This window comes from Photobacterium ganghwense (assembly GCF_017329545.1).
GTDB classification, from domain to species: domain Bacteria; phylum Pseudomonadota; class Gammaproteobacteria; order Enterobacterales; family Vibrionaceae; genus Photobacterium; species Photobacterium ganghwense.
Genome location: NZ_CP071326.1, coordinates 1,606,581 through 1,630,638, shown reverse-complemented (window position 1 = coordinate 1,630,638; position 24,058 = coordinate 1,606,581). Strand labels below are relative to the sequence as shown.

Annotated in this window: 21 protein-coding genes; 8 read left to right on the top strand and 13 right to left on the bottom strand. The window is 48.7% G+C overall.

Going from position 1 to position 24,058, the window contains the following annotated elements; all coding sequences use genetic code 11:
• Positions 1-51: 51 nt before the first annotated feature.
• A complete protein-coding gene (locus FH974_RS23490) occupies positions 52-1,308 on the top strand; it encodes an aromatic amino acid transporter (RefSeq protein ID WP_207103823.1) in 1,257 nt (418 codons plus the stop codon).
• 179 nt (positions 1,309-1,487) lie between these two features.
• On the opposite strand, the gene FH974_RS23485 is transcribed toward FH974_RS23490, so the two are convergent.
• From FH974_RS23485 to FH974_RS23470, 4 genes are all read right to left on the bottom strand, one after another.
• A complete protein-coding gene (locus FH974_RS23485; protein ID WP_207103822.1) occupies positions 1,488-2,654 on the bottom strand; it encodes an oligogalacturonate lyase family protein in 1,167 nt (388 codons plus the stop codon).
• A gap of 63 nt (positions 2,655-2,717) precedes the next feature.
• Entirely contained in the window at positions 2,718-4,496 is a 1,779-nt protein-coding gene (locus FH974_RS23480) for a sodium:solute symporter family protein (RefSeq protein WP_207103821.1), read from the bottom strand.
• A 726-nt stretch (positions 4,497-5,222) separates the two neighbouring features.
• Entirely contained in the window at positions 5,223-7,448 is a 2,226-nt protein-coding gene (locus FH974_RS23475; RefSeq protein WP_207103820.1) for a right-handed parallel beta-helix repeat-containing protein, read from the bottom strand.
• Between the two features lie 13 nt (positions 7,449-7,461).
• Positions 7,462-8,157 carry an oligogalacturonate-specific porin KdgM family protein gene (locus FH974_RS23470; RefSeq protein WP_047886204.1) on the bottom strand — a complete coding sequence of 232 codons (696 nt, stop codon included), beginning with the start codon at positions 8,155-8,157 and terminating at the stop codon, positions 7,462-7,464.
• Between the two features lie 127 nt (positions 8,158-8,284).
• Here FH974_RS23470 and FH974_RS23465 point away from each other — a divergent pair, with 127 nt between their 5' ends.
• A complete protein-coding gene (locus tag FH974_RS23465) occupies positions 8,285-10,042 on the top strand; it encodes a sodium:solute symporter family transporter (RefSeq protein ID WP_242551919.1) in 1,758 nt (585 codons plus the stop codon).
• 105 nt (positions 10,043-10,147) lie between these two features.
• On the opposite strand, the gene FH974_RS23460 is transcribed toward FH974_RS23465, so the two are convergent.
• Positions 10,148-10,666 (bottom strand): lactoylglutathione lyase family protein, encoded by a 519-nt coding sequence (locus FH974_RS23460; protein ID WP_047886203.1) that lies wholly within the window; start codon positions 10,664-10,666, stop codon positions 10,148-10,150.
• Positions 10,667-10,800: 134 nt separating this feature from the next.
• Here FH974_RS23460 and FH974_RS23455 point away from each other — a divergent pair, with 134 nt between their 5' ends.
• Both FH974_RS23455 and FH974_RS23450 read left to right on the top strand, forming a co-directional pair.
• Entirely contained in the window at positions 10,801-11,688 is an 888-nt protein-coding gene (locus FH974_RS23455) for a LysR family transcriptional regulator (protein ID WP_207103819.1), read from the top strand.
• Between the two features lie 135 nt (positions 11,689-11,823).
• On the top strand, positions 11,824-12,462 hold the full coding sequence (locus FH974_RS23450) for a nucleoside/nucleotide kinase family protein (protein WP_242551918.1): 639 nt from the start codon (positions 11,824-11,826) through the stop codon (positions 12,460-12,462).
• A 198-nt stretch (positions 12,463-12,660) separates the two neighbouring features.
• Here the strand turns inward: FH974_RS23450 and FH974_RS23445 are convergent, their stop codons facing one another.
• The 8 genes from FH974_RS23445 to kduD form a co-directional block, all read right to left on the bottom strand.
• On the bottom strand, positions 12,661-13,695 hold the full coding sequence (locus tag FH974_RS23445) for a methionine synthase (protein WP_047886200.1): 1,035 nt from the start codon (positions 13,693-13,695) through the stop codon (positions 12,661-12,663).
• 28 nt (positions 13,696-13,723) lie between these two features.
• The gene (locus FH974_RS23440) at positions 13,724-14,701 is read right to left on the bottom strand and encodes a DUF1852 domain-containing protein (protein WP_207104260.1); all 978 of its coding nucleotides are present in this window, start codon (positions 14,699-14,701) and stop codon (positions 13,724-13,726) included.
• 787 nt (positions 14,702-15,488) lie between these two features.
• Positions 15,489-16,127 (bottom strand): bifunctional 4-hydroxy-2-oxoglutarate aldolase/2-dehydro-3-deoxy-phosphogluconate aldolase, encoded by a 639-nt coding sequence (locus FH974_RS23435; RefSeq protein WP_207103818.1) that lies wholly within the window; start codon positions 16,125-16,127, stop codon positions 15,489-15,491.
• A 225-nt stretch (positions 16,128-16,352) separates the two neighbouring features.
• Positions 16,353-17,282 carry a 2-dehydro-3-deoxygluconokinase gene (gene kdgK / locus FH974_RS23430; RefSeq protein WP_207103817.1) on the bottom strand — a complete coding sequence of 310 codons (930 nt, stop codon included), beginning with the start codon at positions 17,280-17,282 and terminating at the stop codon, positions 16,353-16,355.
• A gap of 340 nt (positions 17,283-17,622) precedes the next feature.
• A complete protein-coding gene (locus FH974_RS23425) occupies positions 17,623-18,264 on the bottom strand; it encodes an RpiB/LacA/LacB family sugar-phosphate isomerase (protein ID WP_047886196.1) in 642 nt (213 codons plus the stop codon).
• Between the two features lie 165 nt (positions 18,265-18,429).
• Positions 18,430-18,750, bottom strand: coding sequence for a cupin domain-containing protein (locus FH974_RS23420; protein ID WP_047886195.1), 321 nt, complete (start codon positions 18,748-18,750; stop codon positions 18,430-18,432).
• 14 nt (positions 18,751-18,764) lie between these two features.
• The gene (locus FH974_RS23415) at positions 18,765-19,283 is read right to left on the bottom strand and encodes a YgjV family protein (protein WP_207104259.1); all 519 of its coding nucleotides are present in this window, start codon (positions 19,281-19,283) and stop codon (positions 18,765-18,767) included.
• A gap of 27 nt (positions 19,284-19,310) precedes the next feature.
• Positions 19,311-20,072: a 2-dehydro-3-deoxy-D-gluconate 5-dehydrogenase KduD gene (kduD, locus tag FH974_RS23410; protein WP_047886193.1), complete on the bottom strand. Its 762-nt coding sequence runs from the start codon at positions 20,070-20,072 to the stop codon at positions 19,311-19,313.
• 259 nt (positions 20,073-20,331) lie between these two features.
• On the opposite strand from kduD, the gene kdgR reads away from it, so the two are divergent.
• The 4 genes from kdgR to FH974_RS23390 all read left to right on the top strand — a co-directional run bounded on the left by kdgR (position 20,332) and on the right by FH974_RS23390 (position 24,042).
• On the top strand, positions 20,332-21,114 hold the full coding sequence (kdgR, locus tag FH974_RS23405) for a DNA-binding transcriptional regulator KdgR (RefSeq protein WP_207103816.1): 783 nt from the start codon (positions 20,332-20,334) through the stop codon (positions 21,112-21,114).
• A gap of 83 nt (positions 21,115-21,197) precedes the next feature.
• Positions 21,198-23,063 carry a DUF294 nucleotidyltransferase-like domain-containing protein gene (locus FH974_RS23400; protein WP_207103815.1) on the top strand — a complete coding sequence of 622 codons (1,866 nt, stop codon included), beginning with the start codon at positions 21,198-21,200 and terminating at the stop codon, positions 23,061-23,063.
• Positions 23,064-23,068: 5 nt separating this feature from the next.
• Positions 23,069-23,782: an exonuclease domain-containing protein gene (locus tag FH974_RS23395; RefSeq protein WP_047886190.1), complete on the top strand. Its 714-nt coding sequence runs from the start codon at positions 23,069-23,071 to the stop codon at positions 23,780-23,782.
• A 65-nt stretch (positions 23,783-23,847) separates the two neighbouring features.
• Positions 23,848-24,042, top strand: coding sequence for a hypothetical protein (locus FH974_RS23390; RefSeq protein ID WP_207103814.1), 195 nt, complete (start codon positions 23,848-23,850; stop codon positions 24,040-24,042).
• Positions 24,043-24,058: the final 16 nt, after the last annotated feature.

Below are 24,058 nucleotides of genomic sequence, written 5' to 3'. Positions count from 1 at the left end.
TGCCGACCAGTGTCGGTTATCCATAACGTGTAATTTAAGAGTGACAATAAGATGAATAAGAGTCCGTCTATACTGGGGGGATCCTGCATTATCGCCAGTGTTTGTGTCGGCGCAGGTATGCTGGGGCTGCCAAGTGCTGGCGCCGGTGCCTGGACCTTGTGGTCCGTGTTCGCGATTACCCTCACCATGTTGGTCATGACCATTTCTGGCTGGATGCTGCTGGAAGCCTTTCAACGCTATGATCTGAAAGTATCATTTAATACGGTAACGAAAGATATTTTGGGAGACAGAGTTAATCTGTTTAATAACCTGATGGTGTATTTTGTCGGCGGGATTTTATTGTATGCCTACATTACGTCATCGGGCCTGATTCTCAAAGACATGCTTGGGATCAGCAGCCAACTGGCCTCAATCTTGTTTGTGCTGGTGTTTTCCGCTTTCGTTTGGCACTCGACCCGGGCCGTTGACCGAATTTCTGTGCTGTTGATTATGTTTATGGTACTGAGTTTTGTGTTTGGCGTGTCAGGTCTGGCCCTGAAGGTTGATCTGACTGTGCTGTTTGATTCCGTTGGTGCGGAAACCCAGTACGCCCCGTATGCCATGGCCATGTTACCGGTGGCACTTACCTCATTTGGCTACCATCATTCAGTCTCTTCCATGCGTGCCTATTACGGTGATGAACGTAAAGCGAAAAATGCCATTCTGGGTGGCACTCTGATTGCGCTTGGCTTGTATTTCCTTTGGTTGTTCAGCATTTTTGGCAACTTGCCACGCAGTGAATTTGGTCCGGTGATCGAGCAGGGAGGCAACGTAGATGTACTGCTGTCGGCGTTGGGATCTGTGATTGAATCGGACAATGTTTCCCGTGCCATAAATACCTTCTCTATGGCTGCAATTCTGTCTTCGTTTATTGGCGTAGGGTTGGGGGTCTTTGATTTTCTGGCCGACTTTTTCAATTTTGATGACACCCGAATGGGTCGCGTAAAAACCTGGGGCGTGACATTTCTGCCACCGCTGGTGATGTCTCTGTTGTTTCCGTTCGGTTTTGTCGTTGCGATAGGGTATGCCGGGGCGGCGGCAACGGTCTGGACCTGCATTGTTCCGGCTTTACTGGTGAAAAAATGCCGTGAAGCGGAGGTTTGCGGGGTGGCAGTGGGGGAAATGCCTGTCACTGGCGTTGCCGTGCCATCGGGATTCCGGGCGCCGGGTGGACAGGGTATGATTGCTCTGGTGATGGGCTTTGGCATTATCACTGCACTGTTCCATTTCCTGTCGATGTTCGGATGGCTGCCTGCATTCAGGGGCTGAGGTCGTTGAAGCACGGATGATGACTTTTCATCGCGATTGGGCCTGATTCGGCGCGAGCCAAGGTGGCGGCACTGAAAATGAAAAAAGCCTTTGCAGTGCAAAGGCTTTGTTTTTCGGGAACAGAAAACAGGCTGACCGCCACGCCTCCAGAGGGAGAGGCGTAAAGGGGAAGTGCGGTCTTAGTGTTTAAACTCCTCAGGAACCTCGGCAATATACACCGCCGGGACACCTTCAAAATCACTGGTGAACAGTACGCCGTTGTCATCCGGGGTAAATGATGGGTGTGGATGCGTGATTTGACGGTCGCCATCCAGTACTTCCCAAGAAGAGTTATGTTTTGCCAGTTTAGCAAAGGTCTTTTTCTTGGTGTTCAGGATGTACAGGAACGGATCATTTTCGATGTCGTAACTGTCACCGTCGGCCACATCAACCGGCGCATCGCAGCCGTCACCGACCATCAGTGAGCCGTCAAAGTTGCTCATCAGGTGAGAACAAGGTGGCATCACCATCACTTCTTCGTTTTCCAGTGTATCCGGGTTGGCCTTGTAAATCACACGTTCGGTCTGGCCTTTGAAATAAGATACGTAGGCCATGGCGCTGCCGTCCGGAATCCAGAACTCATGCGTGCATGATTCGCCCTCTTCGTGCTCTTTGATTTTGCGTACGTTACTGCCGTCTTCGTTGACCAGCCACATCCGTGCATCCACCAGATCGTGCGGCCCTTCGTGGCAGAAACCAACTGTGGAATCATCAAACGGGCGGTAGATAGGGTGACCCAGCCAGGCATCATCCTGGTGTACTACCTCCAGCTCGCCGGTTTCAATGTCGACCTTGATCAGACGGCAGGTTGGATTGGTGTGGTAGAAATCGTGAAATTTCTGCCAATCGGTCAGTGGTTTCCAGCAGCTTTTCAGGATTTCGATCCCGACCAGCTTAGTACACTCTGAATTAGCTACCCAGGTGCCGTAGCCTTTCCACTCATCATCCACGGTGTAAATAATGGTTTCTTCCAGCGTCGTCAGGTCGACCTTCATCAGGTTCAGCTCATTTTTGACGTAGAAGAACGTTTGGTCATCATCCGAAATAAAGCCGCCGAATGTGTTGTCGCCTTTCCCTTCGGTCAGCTGAGTCGCTTGTTGGGTCTCTAAGTCCAGCAGGTAGTAGTTGCGGTTGCCGTCAAAATCGCCGGCAAACAAGAGCTTTTTACCGTCCTTGGTGAAGCACTTCTGGTAGAAGTAATTGCGGTGGCAAGTGATGTCGGTAGGGGTCAGGCGGGTTACCTTCACTTGAGTGTCGTCGTCAATGAATGATTCGAACGCCAGTGAAATGATGTCACCTTTGGCCATAGTAAAATCTCCTGTGAACGGCTGCTGACGGAAGTCAGCAGCCTGATGTTGCGTATGTCTGAATTATTGAACGGTTGTGGTGATTGTTGCCGGTGAAGTAGCGTCTTCGTTTAGCCGGGCACTTTTCTTCAGGGCGTAACCGACACCGAAGATAACCGCAGCACAGGCCAGGAAGAGCAGGCGACCCCACAGTGGGTTAGGAATCAGCACCATCAGAGACAAACCAGCCGCCATATACATCACCAGCACGCCAAGCTTGTTGCGTTGCATACGGTCAACGATGTCCTGGCCTTCTTCTGCAATACATTCAGTGTCTAGATCTTTGAAGAATTCATCTGCTTGAGCTTTGTTGGTGTCTTTCTCTTCTTTATAGAACAGTGTGGTCAGACAGAAGAAACCCGCTGTCAGGAACAGGTGCGCAGCAATCGTAATGATAGTGCGTAATTCACCCGCTTCACGACGAGTCAGTTCATCGATACCAAACCAGCTTGCCACGTTCGCTGGGGTGAAGAATTCAACCACAGACCAAGAGACCAGCATACCGAAGACAACCGTTGCCCATGGTGCCCATTTGGGTGTCTTGCGAATCAATACACCCAAGAATAGTGGTACCAGAATCGGTGACTGCAGCAGAGTGGCTACTTGCATCATCAGGTCAAACAGGCTCAGGTGTTTCAGTGAGTTGAAGAACTGTGCCATGAAGATAACCAGCAGACCGTTAACCAGACACGCGATCTGGCCCACACGTAGCTGTTCTTTATCGGTTGCTTGGCCTTTGCGCATAATTGGTGCGTAGAAGCTGCGAACAAAGATGCCTGAGTTACGGTTCAGCGCAGAGTCCATTGAAGACATGGTAGCGGCGAACAGACCGGCCATCAGCAGACCCACAGTCCCCAGAGGCATGGTTTCGCGAGCGAACACCAGGTAAACCGCATCACCCGCTTTCGCACCCAGTGCTGAATACTGCGTTGCTGCATCAGGGTAAAGAATGGCGGAAGCCCAAGGTGGAATGAACCAAATCACGGCACCAACAATCATCATACCCAGCGCCAGCAACGCGGCCTTGCTTGCATTCTTTGAATCTTTTGCATTCAGGAAGCGGTAAGATTCCTGCATGTTGTTGATACTTTGCAGCTGTTTCACTACAAAGAAGATAAAGGTACAAACCAGCAGCAGCGGATAGTTCATATCCGGACCCATGATGAAGCCGCCAGGGAAGTTCTCGATGATTTCGCTCGGGCCACCCACAAAGTACAGTGCTACGGCGGCACAGGCGACAGAAATAACCGCGACCACCAGAGTCTGGATGAAGTCAGAAGCAACCACGCCCCATGCCCCACTCAGCAGAGAGATAGCCAGTACAGCCAGACCCGTGATCCAAATGGTCGTTACGATGTCGGCATCAAATACCGCAGAGGCAAATACACCCAGACCGTTCAGCCACACGCCGGCATTGATCACGCTCAGAGGAATGATTACCCAAGTGAAGAACTGTTCGTTTACGCCACCAAAACGACGTTTGACGCCTTCGGTTGGGGTATCTACTCGCATTTGACGGAAGCGACGCGCAAAGTAGAAGTAAGCTAACGCATACGCCACCATGTTGCCGATAAATACCGCCAGGACAGCAAAGCCATCATTAAAGGCTTTACCGGCCGCACCGGTGAAGGTCCAGGCTGAAAACTGGGTCATGAAAGCGGTTGCGCCTACCATCCACCACAGCATCTTGCCTCCGCCCCGGAAGTAATCACTGGTACTGTTACTGGCCATCTTTTTGAATAGCAAACTAATCGCCACCATCAGGGCAAAATAGCCGGCTATGACTAGATAATCATATTGCATCTTAGAACCTCGAAACGCCGTTTTAATTTACGTGCAGTATAGGTTCAAAAACTCCGTCGTTCTGTGATAAAAATCGAAACAACGGTTCATTTTGTCTTTTTGGTGTAATAGTGTGATCGTTATCACTTGATGATTTTATTCATCGTCATATCCGGCTCGCTTGCCTGCTTCATTAAGAGAAAACTCAATTCTGGCTACTTTTTGCACTATAAATATTGATCAATATCGTTGTTTTGAACAATAACCTGAGTTATTGGCATGAAGTGGCCAATTTGTTAAACAAACAGGAGGTGGATGTTTTTGCATAGGTTCGGGGTTAAGTGCATGTTCATGCACACCTGTGTCGGTAAGCAAGATGAGCAGAATGAACCTGTAAGATGAGTTCGCAGGATGAGATCAAAGGGGGTAGGTATGACGCCTAAAAAGCGAGGCTTGGAAATTCCGCATATAAAAGCAGAGTGTAAGACCGAGAATCTGAGACAGCAGAAAAGATGAGGCAGAGTTAAGAAACCACAGAAAAGCTGCGATCAAGGCGGTGATGCCAGGAAGCCGGTTAAAGCAACAGCCACAGCAAAAGCAAAAGCAAAAGCCACAGCAAAAGCTCCTCATCAAAACGAAAGTCGTATCAAAACTGCCGCAAGGCAAAGCCTGCGATAGAAAAATGCCTGTCTTACGATGGCGCCGTAAGACAGGCAGAGATCATTAATGGTTTGCAGAACCGGTTAGTTATTGCAGCAGGGCTTTCAGGGCCAGTGCTTCTTTTTTACCCGGTATCGCTGAATCATCATCAACAGCCGACGCCTGCTTCAGGGCTTTCAGCCGTGCTACCGGTAATGAGTGCTCTTCGGATGCGGAGTGGCCGTCAACAATGAAGACGTTGTCTTTTGCCAGGTAGCTGTGAATGACATCATCATATTGGCTGGGCACATGGAAGCGGTAAGAGCTGTTTTCAGTAAATGTCCCCTGCGGGATGTCACTGGCATAGGGACTCTTGCGGAACAGGTAATTAAACCGCTTATTATCAATGGCGGTATTGTTGCTGACCTCAAGCGAGCCGGGGTTAAAGTTATCGGTAAAACCATCCATACTGTTGTTGAAGGCCAGGCTGTTACGAATGACATGCGCAACAGGCATTCCTTCGCCCCCGAGCTTAAAGCCGTTCCCCCGGGTGCCGCCTTTGGCTTTCACGCTCAGCGTTTGTCCGTTGTTAAAGGCAATGGAATCCAGAATCGTGACTACGCCATTCGGGCCGTCTTCGACCTTATTAAACAGATCCCAACCATCATCCACGTTGTGATGCGACAGACATCTTACAAAGGTGTTGCCATCACCGATTCGCATTTTTGCGGCAAAGCCGTCGGCGTTGATCTGTGAGGCATCCATGTTGTTATAGCTTTCGCTGTCAGTCACTGTGTTATAGCTGGCCCAGAGCGCGCGGCCGATATTCTCCGGTGAGGTGATCTGGAAACCAGTGTCCGGTGCACTGTGCGTGACGATATGATCAAAGCGGTTATGGCTGCCGTGTACAATCAGGCTGGCTCCGGCAACTTCTATCCCTTTCAACTGCCAGTAGTGGGCCTGGTGCAGCACTTCTCCCGTGAAGCGGGCATTATCGCCACCTGCAACCAGATGTTTTGGCTGCTCTGCCGTGCCACTGGCTGATAGCGGCAGGGTAATGGCCGGGTAATCGCCATCGGCCAGTACAATAGTGCCGCCTGCCGGAAGTACCGTGATCGCGGTGGCTAAATCCAGCGGCTGCGATTCCGAGCCATTTCCGGTCGGCTGACCTTTCGGACTGACATAGAGCGTCATCGGATTGTCCAGTGCAACGTGAGTAACGCTGAAACGCTCTGTTTTAGGCGTGCGGTTTGGCCCTTCCAGCGCAGTAAACTGAACGGCAAACGTATTATCGCCATCAGCAAGAGTCACTGGCTGGCTGAATAGTTCACCCGCTGCGACCTGCTGCTCGGCAACGGTTTTGCCGTTGTGTTGGACTGTGAAAACCCCGGTGTAATTGGCTCGCGCCTGCACCGGGTACAAGCTGGTGGCTGACTGCGCGGAAGAGGCAAGTTCAAAAACCAGTGGTGTGGCTTTGGCCGCAAACTTTGGCGCATCAATGGTGTTGGCTGGTGATAGCGCCAGATCAACATTGCTCACCGTGACTTTAGCGTTGCGGGAGGCAAAGAAGCCGATGAACTGGCTGTCCGGGTTTTGCATCTCAACAATATTGGCGTTGGCCCCTTTGACTTCATAGGACTGTGCCTCCTCGCCTTGGCCATAGCTGACGGTAAACCCATTGTCGGTGCGTGTCAGGCTCATTCGGTAAGTGTGTTCTGCCCCGTACGGCACTCCTTCCAGATAGTCCACCCGGCTGAGGCGATTACCAGCAGTGCCCCACGGCTGATAGACGCCTTCCCGGTATGATCCATTGATGTTTACCATGCCATCATTATCACGGGTATGGGAACGCAGCAGGTTCATGACCATATTGGATGCTGACGGGAATTCTTCATGGCCTTCCGGTTGTGGAACCTGACGTTCAGCCCCGAGAATGTCGCGAACCATTATGCCGGCACCTTCCTGGCGATTGGGTGTCGCGCCGGTTTCCGGGCCAAGCTGCTCGAGAGTAATATCGGCAGACAACGTAAAGTTCACGTCGGTCGGCAGTTCCGTGTAATAGAACGTCAGTCCTTCGTGGGAGTTCGCCAGTTTACCGCCCCGGCTTTCAATGGTCACACTGTCTGCAACCGGGCCAGGCTGTACGGCCTGTCCGTTGATCGTGACCTGATTGACGCCGACTTTATCCGGCAGAATTGTCGAACCGAAGTTCAGATCCGTCGACTGGCCAAATGTGGTTGCTTTCCACACCAGCTGGTTTGCGTCTGGAACCTGTGCGTAAGCCTGAGAAGATAAGGCGGCCGCCAGACACAGGGCTAAAGTTGATGGTTTCATAAGTTGCCCCTGCTTAGAAGTTGTATTTCAGGCCGACACGGTAACGAGGAATGTAATCATCCTTGTAGCCGTCTTTGTCTTTGTCGTAAGTAATGAAGGCTATCTCACCAAAAGGGACCCAGCCGCTTTGCAGCTTGGTGTATTCACCCACGAAGCTGAACAGGTGATCGGTGCCTTTGTCTTTCCATCCGCCGGTATCGCCTTGCAGGTCTTTGTATTCAAGATCTACCCCTAACTTACCCCAGTCGAATTTGTAGTTGGTGTAAAGGTTTACCTGGTTGTAGTGGGAGTTGTCGGTATTTTTGTAACCGTAACGGTAACGCGCTGCGACATCCCACTCTTTGGTTACCTGATAGCCGCCGCGCAGATTGAATTTATAAGTGGAAGACGATGAGTTGGAATCAATCTGAAACGCTGGCTGAAGGCTGAACTTGTCGTTCACTTTGTAGTTGTAACTCACACCCACTTCGTGCCCTTTGGAAACGACATCATCGTTTTCCAAAAATGATCCCCCTTCCTTGGAGCCCCACTTGGCTTCAACGCTGAAACCGATCTGGTTTTCGAACCGATGTGAAATCGCAATACGATCGCGGTGCTCGTCACCATCGCGATCCGGTGCGTATTCATGGCGCAAATTCAGTTGGGCGGCAAACGCAGAAGATGTACCCAGGGCAAAAAGGACAGCAAGAGGAATGATTCTGAACTTCATTTTTAAAACACCATTTTGTTTTGTGGTTAATGGCGTTTTAATTTAATGAAAGCGACGCCGAGGAAAAGGGTCTCTTCGTGGAAATGTGATCATTGAAATGGTGTTTTAATTTTTTTAGGAGAAGAGTGTGACGCAGTTAGACTGGGGTGTCGTGTTTGGCTATTTCGTATTCATTCTGATCGCCGCGATGGCCTTTAAAAAGTTTGCAACCAGTAGCAGTAGCTTCATCCAGGGCGGGGGAAGCATGGTGTGGTGGATGGCAGGTGCAACCGCTTTCATGACTCAGTTCTCGGCCTGGACGTTTACCGGAGCTGCCGCAAAAGCCTACGAAGACGGCCTGAGTGTCATGTTTGTTTTCTGGGGAAATGCCCTGGGATTTTTTGTTTCGGCGGCATTTTTTGCCGGTCGCTATCGCCGTTTGCGGGTCGAGACTGCGATGGAGGTGATCAAGCTGCGGTTCGGCAAAGTATCAGAGCAGGTTTATACCTGGCTGAGCTTTCCGATCACCCTGATTGCCTGTGCCATCTGGCTGAACGGGCTGGGTGCATTTGTATCTGCCACTTTTCAGTTCGACTTGTCTGTCACCATTATCGGTATCAGTACTGTGGTCACGGTGATAGCCCTTAGTGGCGGCGCATGGACTGTGTCAGCCACCAATGTCGTCCAACTGATCCTGTTGGTGGCGATTACCGTTGTAGTCGGGATGACCGCGACGGACAAATTGATCGATGCCCACGGTGGCTTTGCAGCGCTGGGTGAGCATATGACCCGAAATGCTGTGATGGGAGAGGGGATAACGTACTGGCAGGTGTTCGCCTTCTGGGCTTGCGCCATGTTAGTTCAACAAACCATGAGCACCAATAATGCCTTGAGCAGCTATCGCTTTCTGGTGACCGTCAATGAGCGGGAAGCAGAAAAAGCTGCCCGTTTGGCGGGCATGCTATTTCTGATCGCGCCTCTGCTGTGGTTTGCTCCGGCGTGGTTTGTGTCGGCACAGGCGGTGGATTTGCAGGCTAATTACCCGAGTCTGGGGGCGCAGGCTAACAATGCCGCGTACCTGTATTATATCGATAAATACATGCCGCAGGGGCTGCTGGGTATGGTGCTGGTAGCCATGATTGCTGCAACCATTGCTCCAATGACAGCGGCCTTAAACCGCAATGCCGGTATTATCGTTAAAAACGTTTACCTTTCTGTGATACGTCCGGGGGCGCAAGATGCCCAGCAATTGGCCGTCGGGAAATGGTCGACGCTGATGAGCGGGGTGGTTGCCTGTGCAACCGCGATGTTGCTGGCCAATGTCAAAGCTTACAGCCTGTTTGACATTATGATGATGTTCAGTGCATTTGTGCAGATGCCGCTGTCGATTCCTTCGCTGTTGGCCCTTGTCTGTCTCAGAACACCTGGCTGGTCAGGTTGGGCAACTATTCTTGTTGGTATGCTGGTTTCGGCCTTTATGATGTTGGTATTTGACGTGAACCACTTACAGCCTTTATTTGGTGATACACCGTTTACGATACGTGAGCAAAAAGATCTGACGATTGTCAGCACATTATTGGTTCACCTGCTGATTACCGGCGGCTTCTTTATCAGTACCCGGCTGTTTTACCGTGAGCCAGACCATGCTGAGGCATCTGTATTGCCAGACACGCTAATGGCACGCCTTAACCGACCTATGACGAAGTCTGAGCAGGCGATGGTTGATCATCGGCAAGGGCAATACCTTGGTCGGATAGGACTGTCGCTTGGCGTCATAGTTGCGGGTGTCGCATTCATTCAGCCTGTCGTATCAGCGAGGTTGATCTATCTGGGGATAGGGGGATTGATTATGCTGTGTGGCTGGGGGCTAAGTGCGAAAAATCGCCCTAAGGCCGTTTTGCACTGAGCCAAACGAGCAAGTAGCAGCATCGGAAGTGTTCGCCTTCTAAGTTGGGAGAACGAATTCAGGGGCAAACACTTCCGTGACTGTCAGAACCGTTTTTGCGGCTTCTTAGCCGCTATACGCACCGCTCGCGTAATGCAGTTCATAGCTGTGGCTATAGATCTCAAGGATGTTACCAAACGGGTCTTCCATATAGATCATGCGATATGGCTTTTCGCCCGGGTAGTAGTAACGTGGGGCTTTCATGCGTTTCTTGCCACCTGCCGCGACGATTTTTTCCGCCAATTCCTCTACGTTCGGATCCTGCACACAGAAATGGAAGATACCGGTTTTCCAGTACTCGAAGTTATCTTCCGGGTTCTCCTGGTTTTTGAACTCAAACAGTTCAACCCCAATACGGTCACCCGTCGATAAATGCGCAATGCGGAATTTTTCCCATCCGGCACCAAAAACATCGGTACACATTTCACCAATGGCGGAATCATCTTCAACAATTTCAGTTGGTTCCATGATCAAGTACCAACCCAGCACTTCCGTATAAAATTTAACTGCCGCCTCAAGATCCGGGACAGAGATACCAATATGAGAGAAGGTTCTTGGGTATGGCATAGTAGCTGGAGCAGACATAAACACCTCATTAGAATCTGTTTAAGAAAAGACACTCTTTTCGATGGGATAAATATATGCCCGGTAGCCTAGAATTAGAAATTATCATTAATTCTAATTATAATAATTTTTTGTTATCAAAGTGAGTGTCTGTCATGCTCAATCCACTCTGGTTAAACACATTCAAAACCTTGATTGATGTCGGCCACTTCACCCAAACGGCGGAAAAGCTGCACATGACACAGCCTGGGGTCAGTCAGCAGATCAAGAAACTCGAAGCCGCCTGTGGCCATTCACTGATCAAAAGGGAAAATAAAAGCTTTGAGCTGACCGAGCAGGGAAGGCTGGTTTATGAGTACGCGCTGAAAGTGGCCAAGGAAGAAGCAAACCTGATGGAAAACCTGAGCTTTGATAATCCTTACTCGGGCCAATGTAAGCTGTCATGCTCGGGAGCGTTAGCGCTAATGCTGTATCCGCAGCTGTTGTCGTTGCAGCAACAGCATCCCGAATTAAGTATTTATCTTGAAGTGGCACCCAACCATAAAATATTGAACGATGTGCAGTCCGGCGTTATCGATTTAGGCATTGTGACTCACATACCAAATCATGATCTGTACCATAGTCAGGTTATTGGTCATGAAGCCCTCTGTCTGGTACTGCCGGAACACTATCAAGGTGAAGATATCACTCCTGATTTACTGTTTAATTGCGGGTTAATCGGTCATCCGGACGCCAAACATTATTTATCCCTGTACTTTGATTTATGCGGAGATAAAGAGCTTGGAAAAATCAATGTGGATGAGTTACCCAAGGCTGGCTACGTTAATCAGCTCAGCCAGATATTGCTCCCCGTCGCTAAAGGGCTGGGTTTTACGGTATTGCCGGAAACCGCGGTGGAAAATTTCTCCGGTAAAGCACATCTGCATATCGCCACACCCACTGAAACAGTGAAAGAAACGCTATATCTTGTGCAAAAACGTAACCGAGATTTACCCCAACGTTACCAAACTATTTGCCAGTTACTTTTTGAGGTGATCTCGTAATTGATGTTAAAACAGAAGCGGTTAATAAGGTTTTTCACACCATGGGTACTCCTCTTAACGAAGGGGTTCCTACCAGTAGTTTCTTAGGTACCATCGTCAGGTTGCAACAGACTTAGTCATTGGCGCCTTTTATCGTTGGCTAGTCTGCGTTTATGGCTGTGTGATTTTACAGTTCTGTTAAGCAAAGCAAAGCAAAGCAAAGCAAAGCAAAGCAAAGCAAAGCAAAGCAAAGCAAAGGATGGCAGTATGAAAGTGGTGTGGTTACATGGTCCCCCCGCAGCAGGGAAGTTAACGGTTGCGAAAAAACTCAGTGAGGATTTTGGTTATAAACTCTTCCACAACCATTTAACGGTTGATCTGAGCCTTTCCATTTACGATGCATTTGGCGAAAAAGATTTTTGTGAGTTTACAAATCAGATAAGAAGAATTGTTCTGGCAAAAGCGCAAGCGTTGGGCGTCACGCATTTGGTAATGACGTCGATGACATGTTCAGAAAGTGATGCACAAGAAATACAAAAGTACCTGGCCTTTTTCATCAAGCAGGGGATTGACGTTTATCCGATTCACTTAAATCCAGTTCACAAGGCTTTATACAAGCGTGTAATGTCGGAAGAAAGAGCAGACTCACATAAATTGTCTTGTCAGCATTCACTCGAAAAAGTGCTTACCAAAATGGTGTTCAAGGGGATTGAGCATAAAAATACGTTGTCTATCGATAATACCGACTTATCGGAAAATGAGGTGGCGCAATTGATCGTTGAGCATGTTGGGTAAAATGCTTTGGCATCATAGGGGGCGTTGTCATTCATATTTACAGCAAAACGCGTAAGTACTGTGATGCTGTCATTGAGTAGACGTTCTATCAACAAACAGTATGAATAATTGTCATTGATAGATGGGTTACCGATTTGACCGTAGGAATCAATTCCAATCACATCAAAATAGTAACCCAGCCACATTTCAATATATGAGTTAGTACTTCGCCGAGAGTTCCTTGCGGATAATGTCTGCTCCTGCACTTAACGCATTGAGCTTACCTCTTGCGACTTCGCGAGACAAAGGTGCCATACCGCAGTTGGTGCAAGGGTAAAGCTTATCAGCATCGACAAATTGCAGGGCTTTGCGCAGCGTGTCGGCGACTTCTTCCGGGGTTTCGATGGTGTTTGTTGCCACATCAATCGCCCCGACCATCACTTTTTTGCCGCGAACCAGTTCAAGCAGTTCGATTGGCACACGAGAGTTGTGGCACTCCAGTGAGATGATGTCGATGTTCGATTTTTGCAGTTTAGGGAACACTTCTTCGTATTGACGCCACTCAGAGCCTAACGTCTTTTTCCAATCGGTATTGGCTTTGATGCCATAGCCGTAACAAATATGGACAGCCGTTTCACACTTCAGGCCTTCAATCGCGCGTTCCAGCGCCGCGATACCCCACTCGTTGACCTCATCAAAAAACACGTTAAAGGCTGGCTCATCGAACTGGATGATATCCACACCCGCCGCTTCTAGCTCTTTCGCTTCTTCATTAAGAATTTTGGCAAATTCCCAAGCGAGTTTTTCACGGCTCTTGTAGTGATCATCGTACAAGGTGTCGATCATGGTCATAGGCCCAGGTAAGGCCCATTTAATCGGTTTATCGGTTTGCTGGCGCAAGAACTTGGCATCTTCCACAAATACTGATTTCTGACGCGAAACCGGGCCAACCACCGTCGGGACACTCGCTTCGTAGCGATTACGAATTGTCACCGTCTTACGATTTTCAAAATCAACGCCGCTAAGGTGTTCAATAAACGTTGTCACAAAGTGTTGGCGTGTTTGTTCGCCATCGCTCACGATATCAATATCAGCCAGTTGCTGTTCTTGTAATGACACGCGCAACGCATCATGTTTGCCGTCAATTAATTCCTGACCTTGTAATTTCCAAGGTGACCAAAGTGTTTCTGGTTGAGCAAGCCAAGTCGGTTTAGGTAAGCTGCCAGAGGTTGAAGTCGGTAATAGTTTTTTCATAATAAATTCTTTTGTCTATTTGAGTTAATTACAAAGGGTAGTTGGCAGACCACTGCTCAAGAATCGTTTGGTATGGTTTGATAAAGTGCTGCTCAGCAAATTTCCCTTGCTCAACCGCTAACTGGCTACGCTCTGCGCGATCATAAACAATTTGAGTAATTGAATGGTCAAGGTTCTTTAAATTCGGTTGGTAGCATTTCCCAGCCGAAGAATTGGCATTGTAAATCTCAGGTCGGTAAATTTTTTGGAATGTCTCCATCGTACTGATCGTGCTAATCAGCTCCAGATTGGTGTAATCATTCAATAAGTCACCAAAGAAGAAAAAGGCAAAAGGAGCGGCACTGTTTTCTGGCATAAAATAGCGAACTTGTAAGCCCATCTTTTTGAAATATTGTTCAGTCAACGACGACTCATTAGGCTGGTACTCAAAACCCAAAATAGGATGATGATTTTCAGTGCGATGATAGATCTTACTATCCGACACACTTAGACAGATAACCGGTGGCTTACTAAACGCCTCTTTATAAGTGTCTGAATCAACGAAGCATTTAAATAATTTGCCATGCAGTTCGCCAAAGCCTGCTGGAATGCTGAATTTAGGTTGGTTTTTATTATACTCTAGCAGCAAAACGCTGAAGTCGTAGTCTCGCACGTAAGAAGAAAAGTTATTGCCTACGATGCCATCAATGCGTTCGTTAGTTTTTCGATCAAAAATATTTGTCTTCAAGATTTCAATCGATGGAAAAGTTTGACCACTGCCTTCAATATCCAAATCTACTGAAATAATTTCAAGTTCAACGGAATAACGATCGCCGTTGGCATTATCCCAGTTCGCCAAAGCATTAAAGCGATTATCAATCATCTTTAAAGCGTTACGCAAATTCGATTGGCGACTTTCACCTCTCGCCAAGTTCGCAAAATTGGTGGTGATACGCGTGCTATCTGAAGGATGATAATTCTCATCGAAAACAACACTATTAATTGTAAATGTAAAGTCTTTATTCATCGTAATCATCCATCCAATGGCTGAGCTTAAACCTGAGTTACTTTCTTGCTCTCTCTGTACTTTTTCAGTTTTTCGACGTTTTTGGTCTTTTAGAATTTGATTCAAAAGACTGATTCGATATTTAACGTCAATATTATCTAGAGTTATGAGCGATGTGTTTTTTATACTTGGATGGTTAAATTTATAAAAATGGTTTTACTTCATATTGAACATGAGAAATATTCATACTCCAATAAAAAAGCAGTGTTCATTAGTGCTTTTTACTCCATTGTGATACCTCACTGTCGGTGAGTACTTTCGTGAACACCTCACCTGAAAAGTGTGATAACCACAGCGCTGAGAATAAGGCAGAGAGTGGTGTTGATTTGTTTTCGACGTAGGGCGTTTATTGAAGAAGAACACGCCACTGGCTACCGAAAACACGCTGGAGAGGCGGCGAATAGAAGACACATCGGCGACGTTTCCAAGCGCAGCAACTCCGTAGAAGGATGCGAATGTGGCAAAGTGGGATAAGGCTGGTAGCCTGTAGCGTGGAATCTGACGATGGGAAAGGGGGAGGAAAAAACCGCGGTGGATAAGCCGTCCGGCCATATAGCGATGATATCCTGAAGCGGGCAATTCACATCTGGCTAATCTTCGTACTTAAAAAAAAGCGCCTGGAGATGAACACAGGCGCAAAACAGGTACTAATAATCAGGAACCAAAAATCAGGAGTTAATTTAAGGAGGTATGCAAGTCGACCTCTCGTCGCCGACTTGCCACTCATTGGTGAACGGTATAGCCGAGATCAGTCAATAATCTGGGCGACTTCTTTTACCAAAGTTGCCAGTTCATCCCACTGCTCATTGTCGATCAGGTCGTTGGGAACCATCCAGGTGCCACCACAGGCCAGAACCGATGGAATCGCCAGGTAGTCTTTGACGTTTTTCGGGCTGACACCGCCTGTCGGCATGAAATTGACCGGGTAGACAGCCGTCAGGGCTTTTAGCATCGCCGTGCCGCCAGATGGTTCCGCCGGGAAGAATTTCAGAGTGCGCAGGCCCATTTCCATTGCTTGTTCAACCAGGCTAGGGTTGTTTACGCCGGGTACGATGGTGATGTTACGCTGCTGACAGTATTTCACTGTTGTCGGGTTAAAGCCCGGGCTGACGATAAAGTCTACGCCCGCTTCAATAGCCTGATCGACCTGTTCAGTCGTCAGTACAGTACCGGCACCAATCAGCATGTCCGGGTAGGCATCGCGCATGTTTCTGATGGCTGCTGCAGCTTGTTCAGTACGGAAGGTCACCTCAGCACAAGGCAGACCATTTTCAATCAATACCTGAGCCAGCTTCACCGCTTTACCGGCATCTTTGATGGCAATAACAGGGACAACTTTGATGTCACGTAGTTGGCTGTTTAATCCTGAAGTGTCTTGGTTAGACATAATCCTCTCCATATAGTGCTTGTTTTGAAAAGCACTTGTTTTAAATAGTGCTCGTCTGAAATCGTGTTCTTCGTAAAAATGCATTTCATTAACAGGAATAAGATAAAAGTCAGCCTGTTAATCTCACCATGCGTTTTTACGTTTTATGTATTGGGGATATAGGCTCAAATCTGTCGCTGCCAGAATTTTCTCGAGTCAGAGTGTGCCTTTTAAGGCTTGCTACCTTCAAATCTCGGGCATGGCGTCTTTGGGAATAATCGCCCCGCGATGCTGGATGACTCGACCGGCAACAATATGTCCCGCCAGAGCGGCATCTTGCTCGCTGCCGCCAGTCAGGCGCTTAGCCAGATAGCCGGCACTGAATGAATCTCCCGCCGCTGTGGTATCGATGATATTGGCGACAGGGGGTGGCGTGACCGCGATAGAGAGCTGACCGCTAATCACCAAACAATCTTCACCGCCGCGTTTCACCACAATTTCTTTTACGCCAAAGGCCTGAGTACGCGCAATGGCTTGATCTTCCTGCTCATCGCCGTAAAGCATGACTTCGTCGTCGAAGGTCAGGAAAGCGATATCTGTCAGGGCGAGCATCTCGGCGTAACATGCCCGGGCGTGCTCTGCTGAGGACCACAAAGCCGGACGGTAGTTGTTATCAAACGCAATCATGCCACCTTGTTGGCGATAAGCCGTCAACAGTTCAAACAAGGTGCGACGGCCATCGTCAGGCAAAATTGCCAGGCTGATCCCGCTCAGGTACACCATTTGATGCTGACATAAATCTCTCAGCAGATGTTGGGGATCTTGCTCTCGCAGCCAGTATTTAGCCGCAGAGTCATTGCGCCAGTAGTAGAAACTGCGCTCACCGTCATCACGGGTCTGAATGGCATAAATCCCCGGCAGCTTGTCGGAGGATGGATACACCATTGAGGTATCCAGCCCTTCGGTTTGCCACGCCGACAGCATGTCAGCACTGAAAGGATCCTGCCCCAACCCCGTTAGGTAAGACGTCGTAATGCCCTGTTGGTGAGTCAGGCGTGAGAGGTAAACTGCAGTATTGAGGGTATCGCCGCCAAAGCCCTGAGTGATGGTATCACCGACTTTTTTCAGCTCGACCATGCACTCACCGATGATGGCCACTCGACTAATTGGATTCATAGGATGTCTCCTGAACATTTCTTGAGGCTATTATGACCGTTTTGAAAACTAGTGAAAATAAAAATAAAACAATGGTTCAAAAAATTGTGAGCGTGATCGGTTCGCAGCGTTTTGTTTGCCGAAATCTGTTTGCAGCATGACATCGCCGTTGCCCGACCAACAACTAAACGGTATATCGCTGCCCGGCAGACAATTAGGATCAGACAGTGGTCGATTTGGCGATCGCAGAAAACGCGATAATCCTAATTCGATTGGCTGAGCAGAATAAAAAAACCGGCCTGTAAAGGCCGGTTTGTTCGTTATTCCCGTTGTTCAGTATCGCTGGATAGAATGCGATAAATTAGTTCAGCAGAGCGCGAACGTAGGCTTCGATCTCTGCATCCTGGCAGTTTTCAAAGAAGCATTGCTGGAAGCGCTCACCGGAAACGGCGGTTTTCACCAGTTCCTGATCGATAGCACGCAGTGAATCCAAGTAGTTTTCTTTCACCACAGCGGCTTTCACTTCGTTCAGAATACCTGCATTACGTTGCTGAGGTTCAGCACGCTCGATTGGATAGCCTTGACCACGTTCACCAGTCAGGAACGCTTTTTCAAAGATATAACGAACGTTCAGTTCCGCGCCCCAGCCATAGCCTTTGGCAAAGGCCAGAGACAGTGCATTACCGTTGTTGATTTGGTTAAACAGGAATGCATCTGATGGATCTAGGCAGTAACCACACACTACGCCTGGGTGGATGTTCAGAGACATCATTGCGCCCTGACCGGTACCACAGCCGGTAACCACAAAATCAACCGCTTTTGAATTCAGCAGGATGCTGGCCATGATACCCAGGTGGATGTAAGTCAGGTGATGATCATTCTCGTCACTCATACCAACGTTATAGACCGGGTACTCATTCGCTTTTACCACGGTTTGAAGTTCATTCAGCACAGTGGCGTTTTTCGCGGCCTGGCTGTTTTCCATCATTAGTGCAATTTTCATGGTTTCTCCTGCAGTCGTACTGCGATTCAATATTCGGTTATTGATAGCTATTTCCGAAAACCGTTCATTGAGAGCGTTGTAAACAGTGCTTGCTGACACTGTTGTTTTTCACTGTCTATTCTTGCAACCGGCTTTCTTACAAAAGTCTTTTTACACAATTACGTCTTATAAGAAGTCTTTGCGCATTGGTGTGAAGTTATCAATCAGCACACCCGCTTCCAGGCACACACAGCCATGCTCAATATTCGGCTCTTTGTACATGGTGTCACCGGCTTTGACGATCTTCGTTTCGTCGCCGATGGTGAACTCGAACACACCAGAAAGGACATAGGTCAGTTGCTCGTGCGGGTGGCTGTGCATAGTGCCGACAGCGCCTTTGTCGAAGCGCACTTCAACGGCCATCATGTTGTCACTGTGAGCCAGAACCTTACGGGTAATACCGTTGCCGAGGTCTTCCAGTTCAATCTGATCATTAAATACAAACATGTCTTACCTACAATTTAGTTGTTCAGCGCCGGTTGTTGCTGTCGATCTCGGTGAAGCCGGTAAATCGTGATGATATTGACGCTGATAACAGTCATCTCCAGCAGCGATCCACCAATAGAACCGATGGACAGGTTGTTGATCAGCCAGCAAGTTGCCCCAGCCAGAAAGCCCAACCGCATCGCGATGCCTTTCAGCATAAACACAGAATAAGTGCCGATGACAGTGCCCAATATTGGCCAGAGCTCCCAGAGGTTGTCAGCCAGCCAGACGCCACTGATCAGGCTGATGCTGATAAACAGAGCAGCCACTTTGATGGATGAAACATAAATGGCTGTCGCGGTACGCAGTGCCGATAACAGGGCACTGAGCGCCGACACCAGCGAGCCCAGTAACAGGAAGTGCACCAGATGGTTCAGGTTGAAAATCAGCATGACGATTTTCAGTTTTCGATCATCCTTTTGGTAGAAGGTCGAAATACCCAGAGCAAAGCTGACAAAACCCAGTGCCTGTGCGAATGAAATATCCACCGTTATATCCCTGTTACCAGACTTGCTACGGTTTTATCGTGCCAGCCAGCCGCCATCAACCGCGATGGTGTAGCCGTTAATGTAATCAGACGCCTTAGACGCCAGGAACACACATGGGCCCTGCAGGTCTTCCGGTGTACCCCAGCGCTCAGCAGGAATACGCTCCAGAATCGCTTGGTTACGATCTGCATCAGCACGTAGCGCAGCGGTGTTGTTTGTTGCCATGTAGCCCGGTGCAATAGCATTCACGTTGATGTTGTGCTTCGCCCATTCGTTGGCCATCAGACGAGTAATCCCCATCACACCACTTTTTGATGCAGTGTAGGAAGGAACACGGATACCACCCTGGAAGGAAAGCATAGAAGCCACGTTGATGATTTTGCCGCCTTCACCCTGTGCGATGAACTGCTTGGCTACCGCCTGAGACATAAAGAACACAGATTTGATGTTGATGTTCATGACATCATCCCAGTCTTGCTCAGAAAATTCGATGGCATCATTACGGCGGATAATACCGGCGTTGTTTACCAGAATATCGATACGACCCAGCTCAGTGACCGCGTGATCGACAATTGACGGAATGTCATCGAGTTTCATCAGGTTAGCGCGGATATCAACGAACTTACGTCCAGTCTCTGCAATTTTTGCCATTGTTTCAGTGGGTTCGGTGATGTTTACGCCCACGATGTCACAGCCTGCACGCGCCAGTCCCAGTGCCATACCCTGGCCCAGACCTGTATCACAACCCGTTACGATTGCTACTTTTCCCTGCAGATTAAATGAATCAAGAGTCATACGGTTTTCCTCACTATTTTCGTCGGTAGTGACTTTCTCGCTGGGAGCCATCACTGTTGTTGAGGTAACCATAGCAACAAAAAGAAACCTCACACAAATAAAATTGAAAAAGCGTTTTAAAAATATTGATGGAGATCTGCTTTTTAGGGTTATTAAGGGGTGAGCGGTTTCAAAATTTTGAAAAGCGATTTTAAAAAATCTGGTTCATGATGCATCTTGAGGTATAATCACCAGCAATCGGACACAGAAAGGATCAATAATGGAAAAGTCAACGCAGCCTGAAGCGGTTTCTTCCGTCCTCAAGGTTTTTAATATCCTTCAGGCTTTGGGTGAACAAAAAGAGATTGGGGTGTCTGAACTGTCTCAGCGCCTGATGATGTCAAAAGCCACGACCTACCGTTTCCTGCAGACCATGAAGTCAATGGGATATGTTGCTCAGGAAGGTGAGGCAGATAAGTACTCGCTAACTCTGAAACTCTTTGAACTTGGCTCAAAGTCGCTGGAATACGTCGACCTTATCGCACTGGCAGATAAAGAGATGCGCATTATTTCCCAGCAAACGAATGAAGCATTGCACCTGGGTGCGCTGGATGAAAATGCCATTATTTACATCCACAAAATCGACTCAGGCTACAACCTGCGCATGCAATCTCGTATTGGTCGCCGTAACCCGCTTTACAGTACTGCTATTGGTAAGGTGCTGCTGGCAGAACGTGATGAGCAGTTTGTGCGAGACACGCTGGCCGGTGTTGAGTTTATTAAGCACACGGAAAAAACATTGGAAAATGTGGACCAGTTGCTTGAAGAACTGGTGATGGTGAAAGAGCGCCATTACGCGGAAGACAATGAAGAGCAGGAGCCGGGTCTGCGTTGTATTGCGGCACCGATTTATGACCGGTTCGGAAATGTGATTGCTGGTTTGTCGATGTCGTTCCCGACGATTCGTTTTGATGTGGATAGTTTGTCGAGCTATGTTGGCATGTTGCAACAGGCCGGAAAAAACATTTCAGAGCAACTGGGTTACCACGATTACCCGGCATAAGCTAAGAGGAGCAGCCGCTAGGCTGCTTTTTTTGCCGTTAATCAAACCATCGAAACGCTGTTTCAATTTTGTGAGATAAGAGTATGGGAACATCACTGACCTGCAATATTTTTGACTTTCTGGTCACCATTGATCCGTTCGATAAACTGCCTGAAGCCCTGGTGCGAGCACTGTCAAAGGTTGTGAAAGTCCGATACCTGGCTCATGGCGAAGAAATTGAATTCAGCGCGCAGTGTGCGCAGCGGTTTCTTTACATCATTCGAACCGGCGCGATTGAGCAGCGTCGTTCAAACGGCGAACTTCGCGCACGTCTTGGTGCCGAGGATCAGTTTGGTTTCACTTTCCTCAAGCCGATGACGAATGCTGAAGATGGCTACCGGGCACAAGCGATCGAAGATTCGCTGTTGTACCTGATCCCGCATCAGGAATTACAGCGGATTTGCTCCGAATACCCCGAGTTTGAAAATTATTTTGCCAGTCAGGCACAAGTGCGTCTGCATTCTGCAGTGAATGACGTGTGCCGCAAGGAAGAGAAAGGTCTGTTCTTTCGGCGGGTCGGGGAAATCGCCAGTGAAAACATTACTATCGTGACAGAAGACACTCCGATACAGGAAGTGGCGCGTCGGATGTGCTGCGGCGAGCGCAGCTCTTGCGCGGTAGTGAAAAAAGGCGATGAGATTGTCGGGCTGGTCACCGACCGTGATATGACAAGCAGTGTCGTGGCGACCGGCATTGATACCCGTCAGCCTATCAGTACCGTGATGACTCAGTCGCCGGTACTGATTCAGAGTGATGATAAAGTCATTCAGGCGGTATCCCTGATGCTGCAATACAACATCCGTTGTCTGCCGGTGGTGAAAGGCAACGAGGTCACCGGTCTGCTGACCACTTCGCACCTGGTACATAACCACCGCACACAGGCTCTGTTTCTGATTGAAAAAATCAAGTATGCCAGCTCAGTCAATGCGTTGGCTTCACTCCGTGATGAACGCCAATCGATTTTTGAAGCACTGGTCGAAAGTGGCGTCAGCGCCGAGATTCAAGGTCGGGTGATGTCGATGATCATGGACGCTTTCACGCGTCGGATCATCCAGCTGACGGAAGAACTGCTTGGCCCGCCACCCTGTGATTATGCCTGGGTCGTCGCGGGTTCTCATGCCCGCAATGAAGTCCACATGCTGTCAGATCAGGACAGTGCTATCGTTCTGTCCGATGCCGTCAAAGAAGAAGATAAACTCTATTTCACGCATCTCGCGATGCGGGTCTGTAACGGGTTGGCCGCGTGTGGCTACCCGTTGTGTGACGGTAAGTATATGGCCGCCTCACCGAAGTGGTGCCAACCATTGTCACGCTGGAAAGAGTATTATCAGAAGTGGGTGAACAGCCCTGAATACAACAAATTGCTCAGTATCAGTGTGTTTCTGGAGGTTCGGGCGATTTACGGTAATGGCGAATTGGTCGAGCAGATGCAGCACTATCTGCATCAACGGATCCAGAGCAGTTATAACTTCATTCCGGCACTGGTAAAAGACGCCATTGAAACGCAGCCGCCGCTGGGGATCTTCAATAATCTGGTGCTGGAAAAAGGGGGAGAAAACAGTAACACCCTCAATATCAAGAAGTATGCGCTTAACCTTATTATTGATCTGGCTCGGATATTCAGCTTGTCAGCCGGTGGGTCAATGACCGGGACTGAAGAGCGGTTCCGATATGCTGCCGAGCAGGGCGCGATGTCGCAGGACAGCTGCGATAATATTATAGGAGCATACCGGTTTATCACTCAGGTCAGATTCAAACACCAGTTGCAGGCTATCAAGGCCGGCAAAGAGCCGAATAATCATATTGCTCCGGACAACTTCAGTAGTTTTGAGCGCAAGCATTTGAAAGATGCGTTCAAAATTATCAATGAGATGCAGGATGTCGCCAAGTTGCGTTACCTGAAAGGATAAGCTGTATGTTACGCAAACTAAAATCATCGTTGGCCAAGAAACCCAATCCGGAACAACATCGGCAATCGATTCATATTGATGCGCACTGGCCGGAAGGGGTGAACCGTTATCTGTCAACGCCGTTACCGGATATCCGCAGTCGGCTGGAAGATGTGTCTTTTGTGGCGCTGGATTTTGAAACAACCGGTGTCGAACCGGGGAATGACCAGATCCTGAGCATTGGCTTTGTGCCGCTGACGCTGAACGAAATTGCGGTTGAACAATCTGCCGAGCTGTTTGTGCGGCACGGACAGTTTGTAAAAGCAGTCAGTGCCGAGGTTAACCACATTACCCCGAAACTGCTGGAAAATGGGGTGAGCCTGGATCAGGGGATGAGCGATTTATTTCGTGCCATTGCGGGCAAAGTTGTTGTCGTTCATGGTGCCTGCATTGAAAAGGGCTTTCTTGAGCACTACTTTCGTACCCGTTATCAGTCAACCACCTTACCGTGCGTTATTCTCGATACGCTGCTGATTGAGAAACTCTGGACCTACCGAGGCAAGACCGGTGGCCATGCGAGTTTCCAGCTATCCGATTTGCGCGAAACCTACAAACTGCCCGCGTACCATGGGCACTCAGCAGCCATTGATGCGTTGGCCTGCGCGGAGTTGTTTCTGGCGCAGTACAGAAAAATCCCTGACCTGGCAACAGCTTCACTCTGTAAGCTGATGGTGCACTAATGGCCTCTTCTCGTGCGAATACGGGCGCCCGTTTTCTTTGCTAAACCGACTAATAGGAGAGGCGATTGGCTTTGGTTGTGCGATATTGCTCTGTTGAGATATTGCATCTGGCCTCATTAAGAGCCCGGATCGCTGACAGCAAACTCAGCCAGCAAAAACAGTTGCACCCGCAGTTGCAATGGATAGAGATAAATCTATTGAAAGAAAAAGAAAAAGAAAAAGAAAAAGAAAAAGAAAAAGAAAAAGAAAAAAAAGGCTGACCCCTGATTACGGTCT

Coding starts and splice junctions, on each gene's coding strand:
- FH974_RS23460 (WP_047886203.1), bottom strand. CDS start 10,666: ATGTCTGCTCCAGCTACTATGCCATACCCAAGAACCTTCTCTCATATT.
- FH974_RS23395 (WP_047886190.1), top strand. CDS start 23,069: ATGTTACGCAAACTAAAATCATCGTTGGCCAAGAAACCCAATCCGGAA.
- FH974_RS23480 (WP_207103821.1), bottom strand. CDS start 4,496: ATGCAATATGATTATCTAGTCATAGCCGGCTATTTTGCCCTGATGGTG.
- FH974_RS23420 (WP_047886195.1), bottom strand. CDS start 18,750: ATGTTTGTATTTAATGATCAGATTGAACTGGAAGACCTCGGCAACGGT.
- FH974_RS23475 (WP_207103820.1), bottom strand. CDS start 7,448: ATGAAACCATCAACTTTAGCCCTGTGTCTGGCGGCCGCCTTATCTTCT.
- FH974_RS23445 (WP_047886200.1), bottom strand. CDS start 13,695: ATGAAAAAACTATTACCGACTTCAACCTCTGGCAGCTTACCTAAACCG.
- FH974_RS23425 (WP_047886196.1), bottom strand. CDS start 18,264: ATGAAAATTGCACTAATGATGGAAAACAGCCAGGCCGCGAAAAACGCC.
- FH974_RS23455 (WP_207103819.1), top strand. CDS start 10,801: ATGCTCAATCCACTCTGGTTAAACACATTCAAAACCTTGATTGATGTC.
- kdgK (WP_207103817.1), bottom strand. CDS start 17,282: ATGAATCCAATTAGTCGAGTGGCCATCATCGGTGAGTGCATGGTCGAG.
- FH974_RS23485 (WP_207103822.1), bottom strand. CDS start 2,654: ATGGCCAAAGGTGACATCATTTCACTGGCGTTCGAATCATTCATTGAC.
- FH974_RS23435 (WP_207103818.1), bottom strand. CDS start 16,127: ATGTCTAACCAAGACACTTCAGGATTAAACAGCCAACTACGTGACATC.
- kduD (WP_047886193.1), bottom strand. CDS start 20,072: ATGACTCTTGATTCATTTAATCTGCAGGGAAAAGTAGCAATCGTAACG.
- FH974_RS23470 (WP_047886204.1), bottom strand. CDS start 8,157: ATGAAGTTCAGAATCATTCCTCTTGCTGTCCTTTTTGCCCTGGGTACA.
- FH974_RS23400 (WP_207103815.1), top strand. CDS start 21,198: ATGGGAACATCACTGACCTGCAATATTTTTGACTTTCTGGTCACCATT.
- kdgR (WP_207103816.1), top strand. CDS start 20,332: ATGGAAAAGTCAACGCAGCCTGAAGCGGTTTCTTCCGTCCTCAAGGTT.
- FH974_RS23440 (WP_207104260.1), bottom strand. CDS start 14,701: ATGAATAAAGACTTTACATTTACAATTAATAGTGTTGTTTTCGATGAG.
- FH974_RS23490 (WP_207103823.1), top strand. CDS start 52: ATGAATAAGAGTCCGTCTATACTGGGGGGATCCTGCATTATCGCCAGT.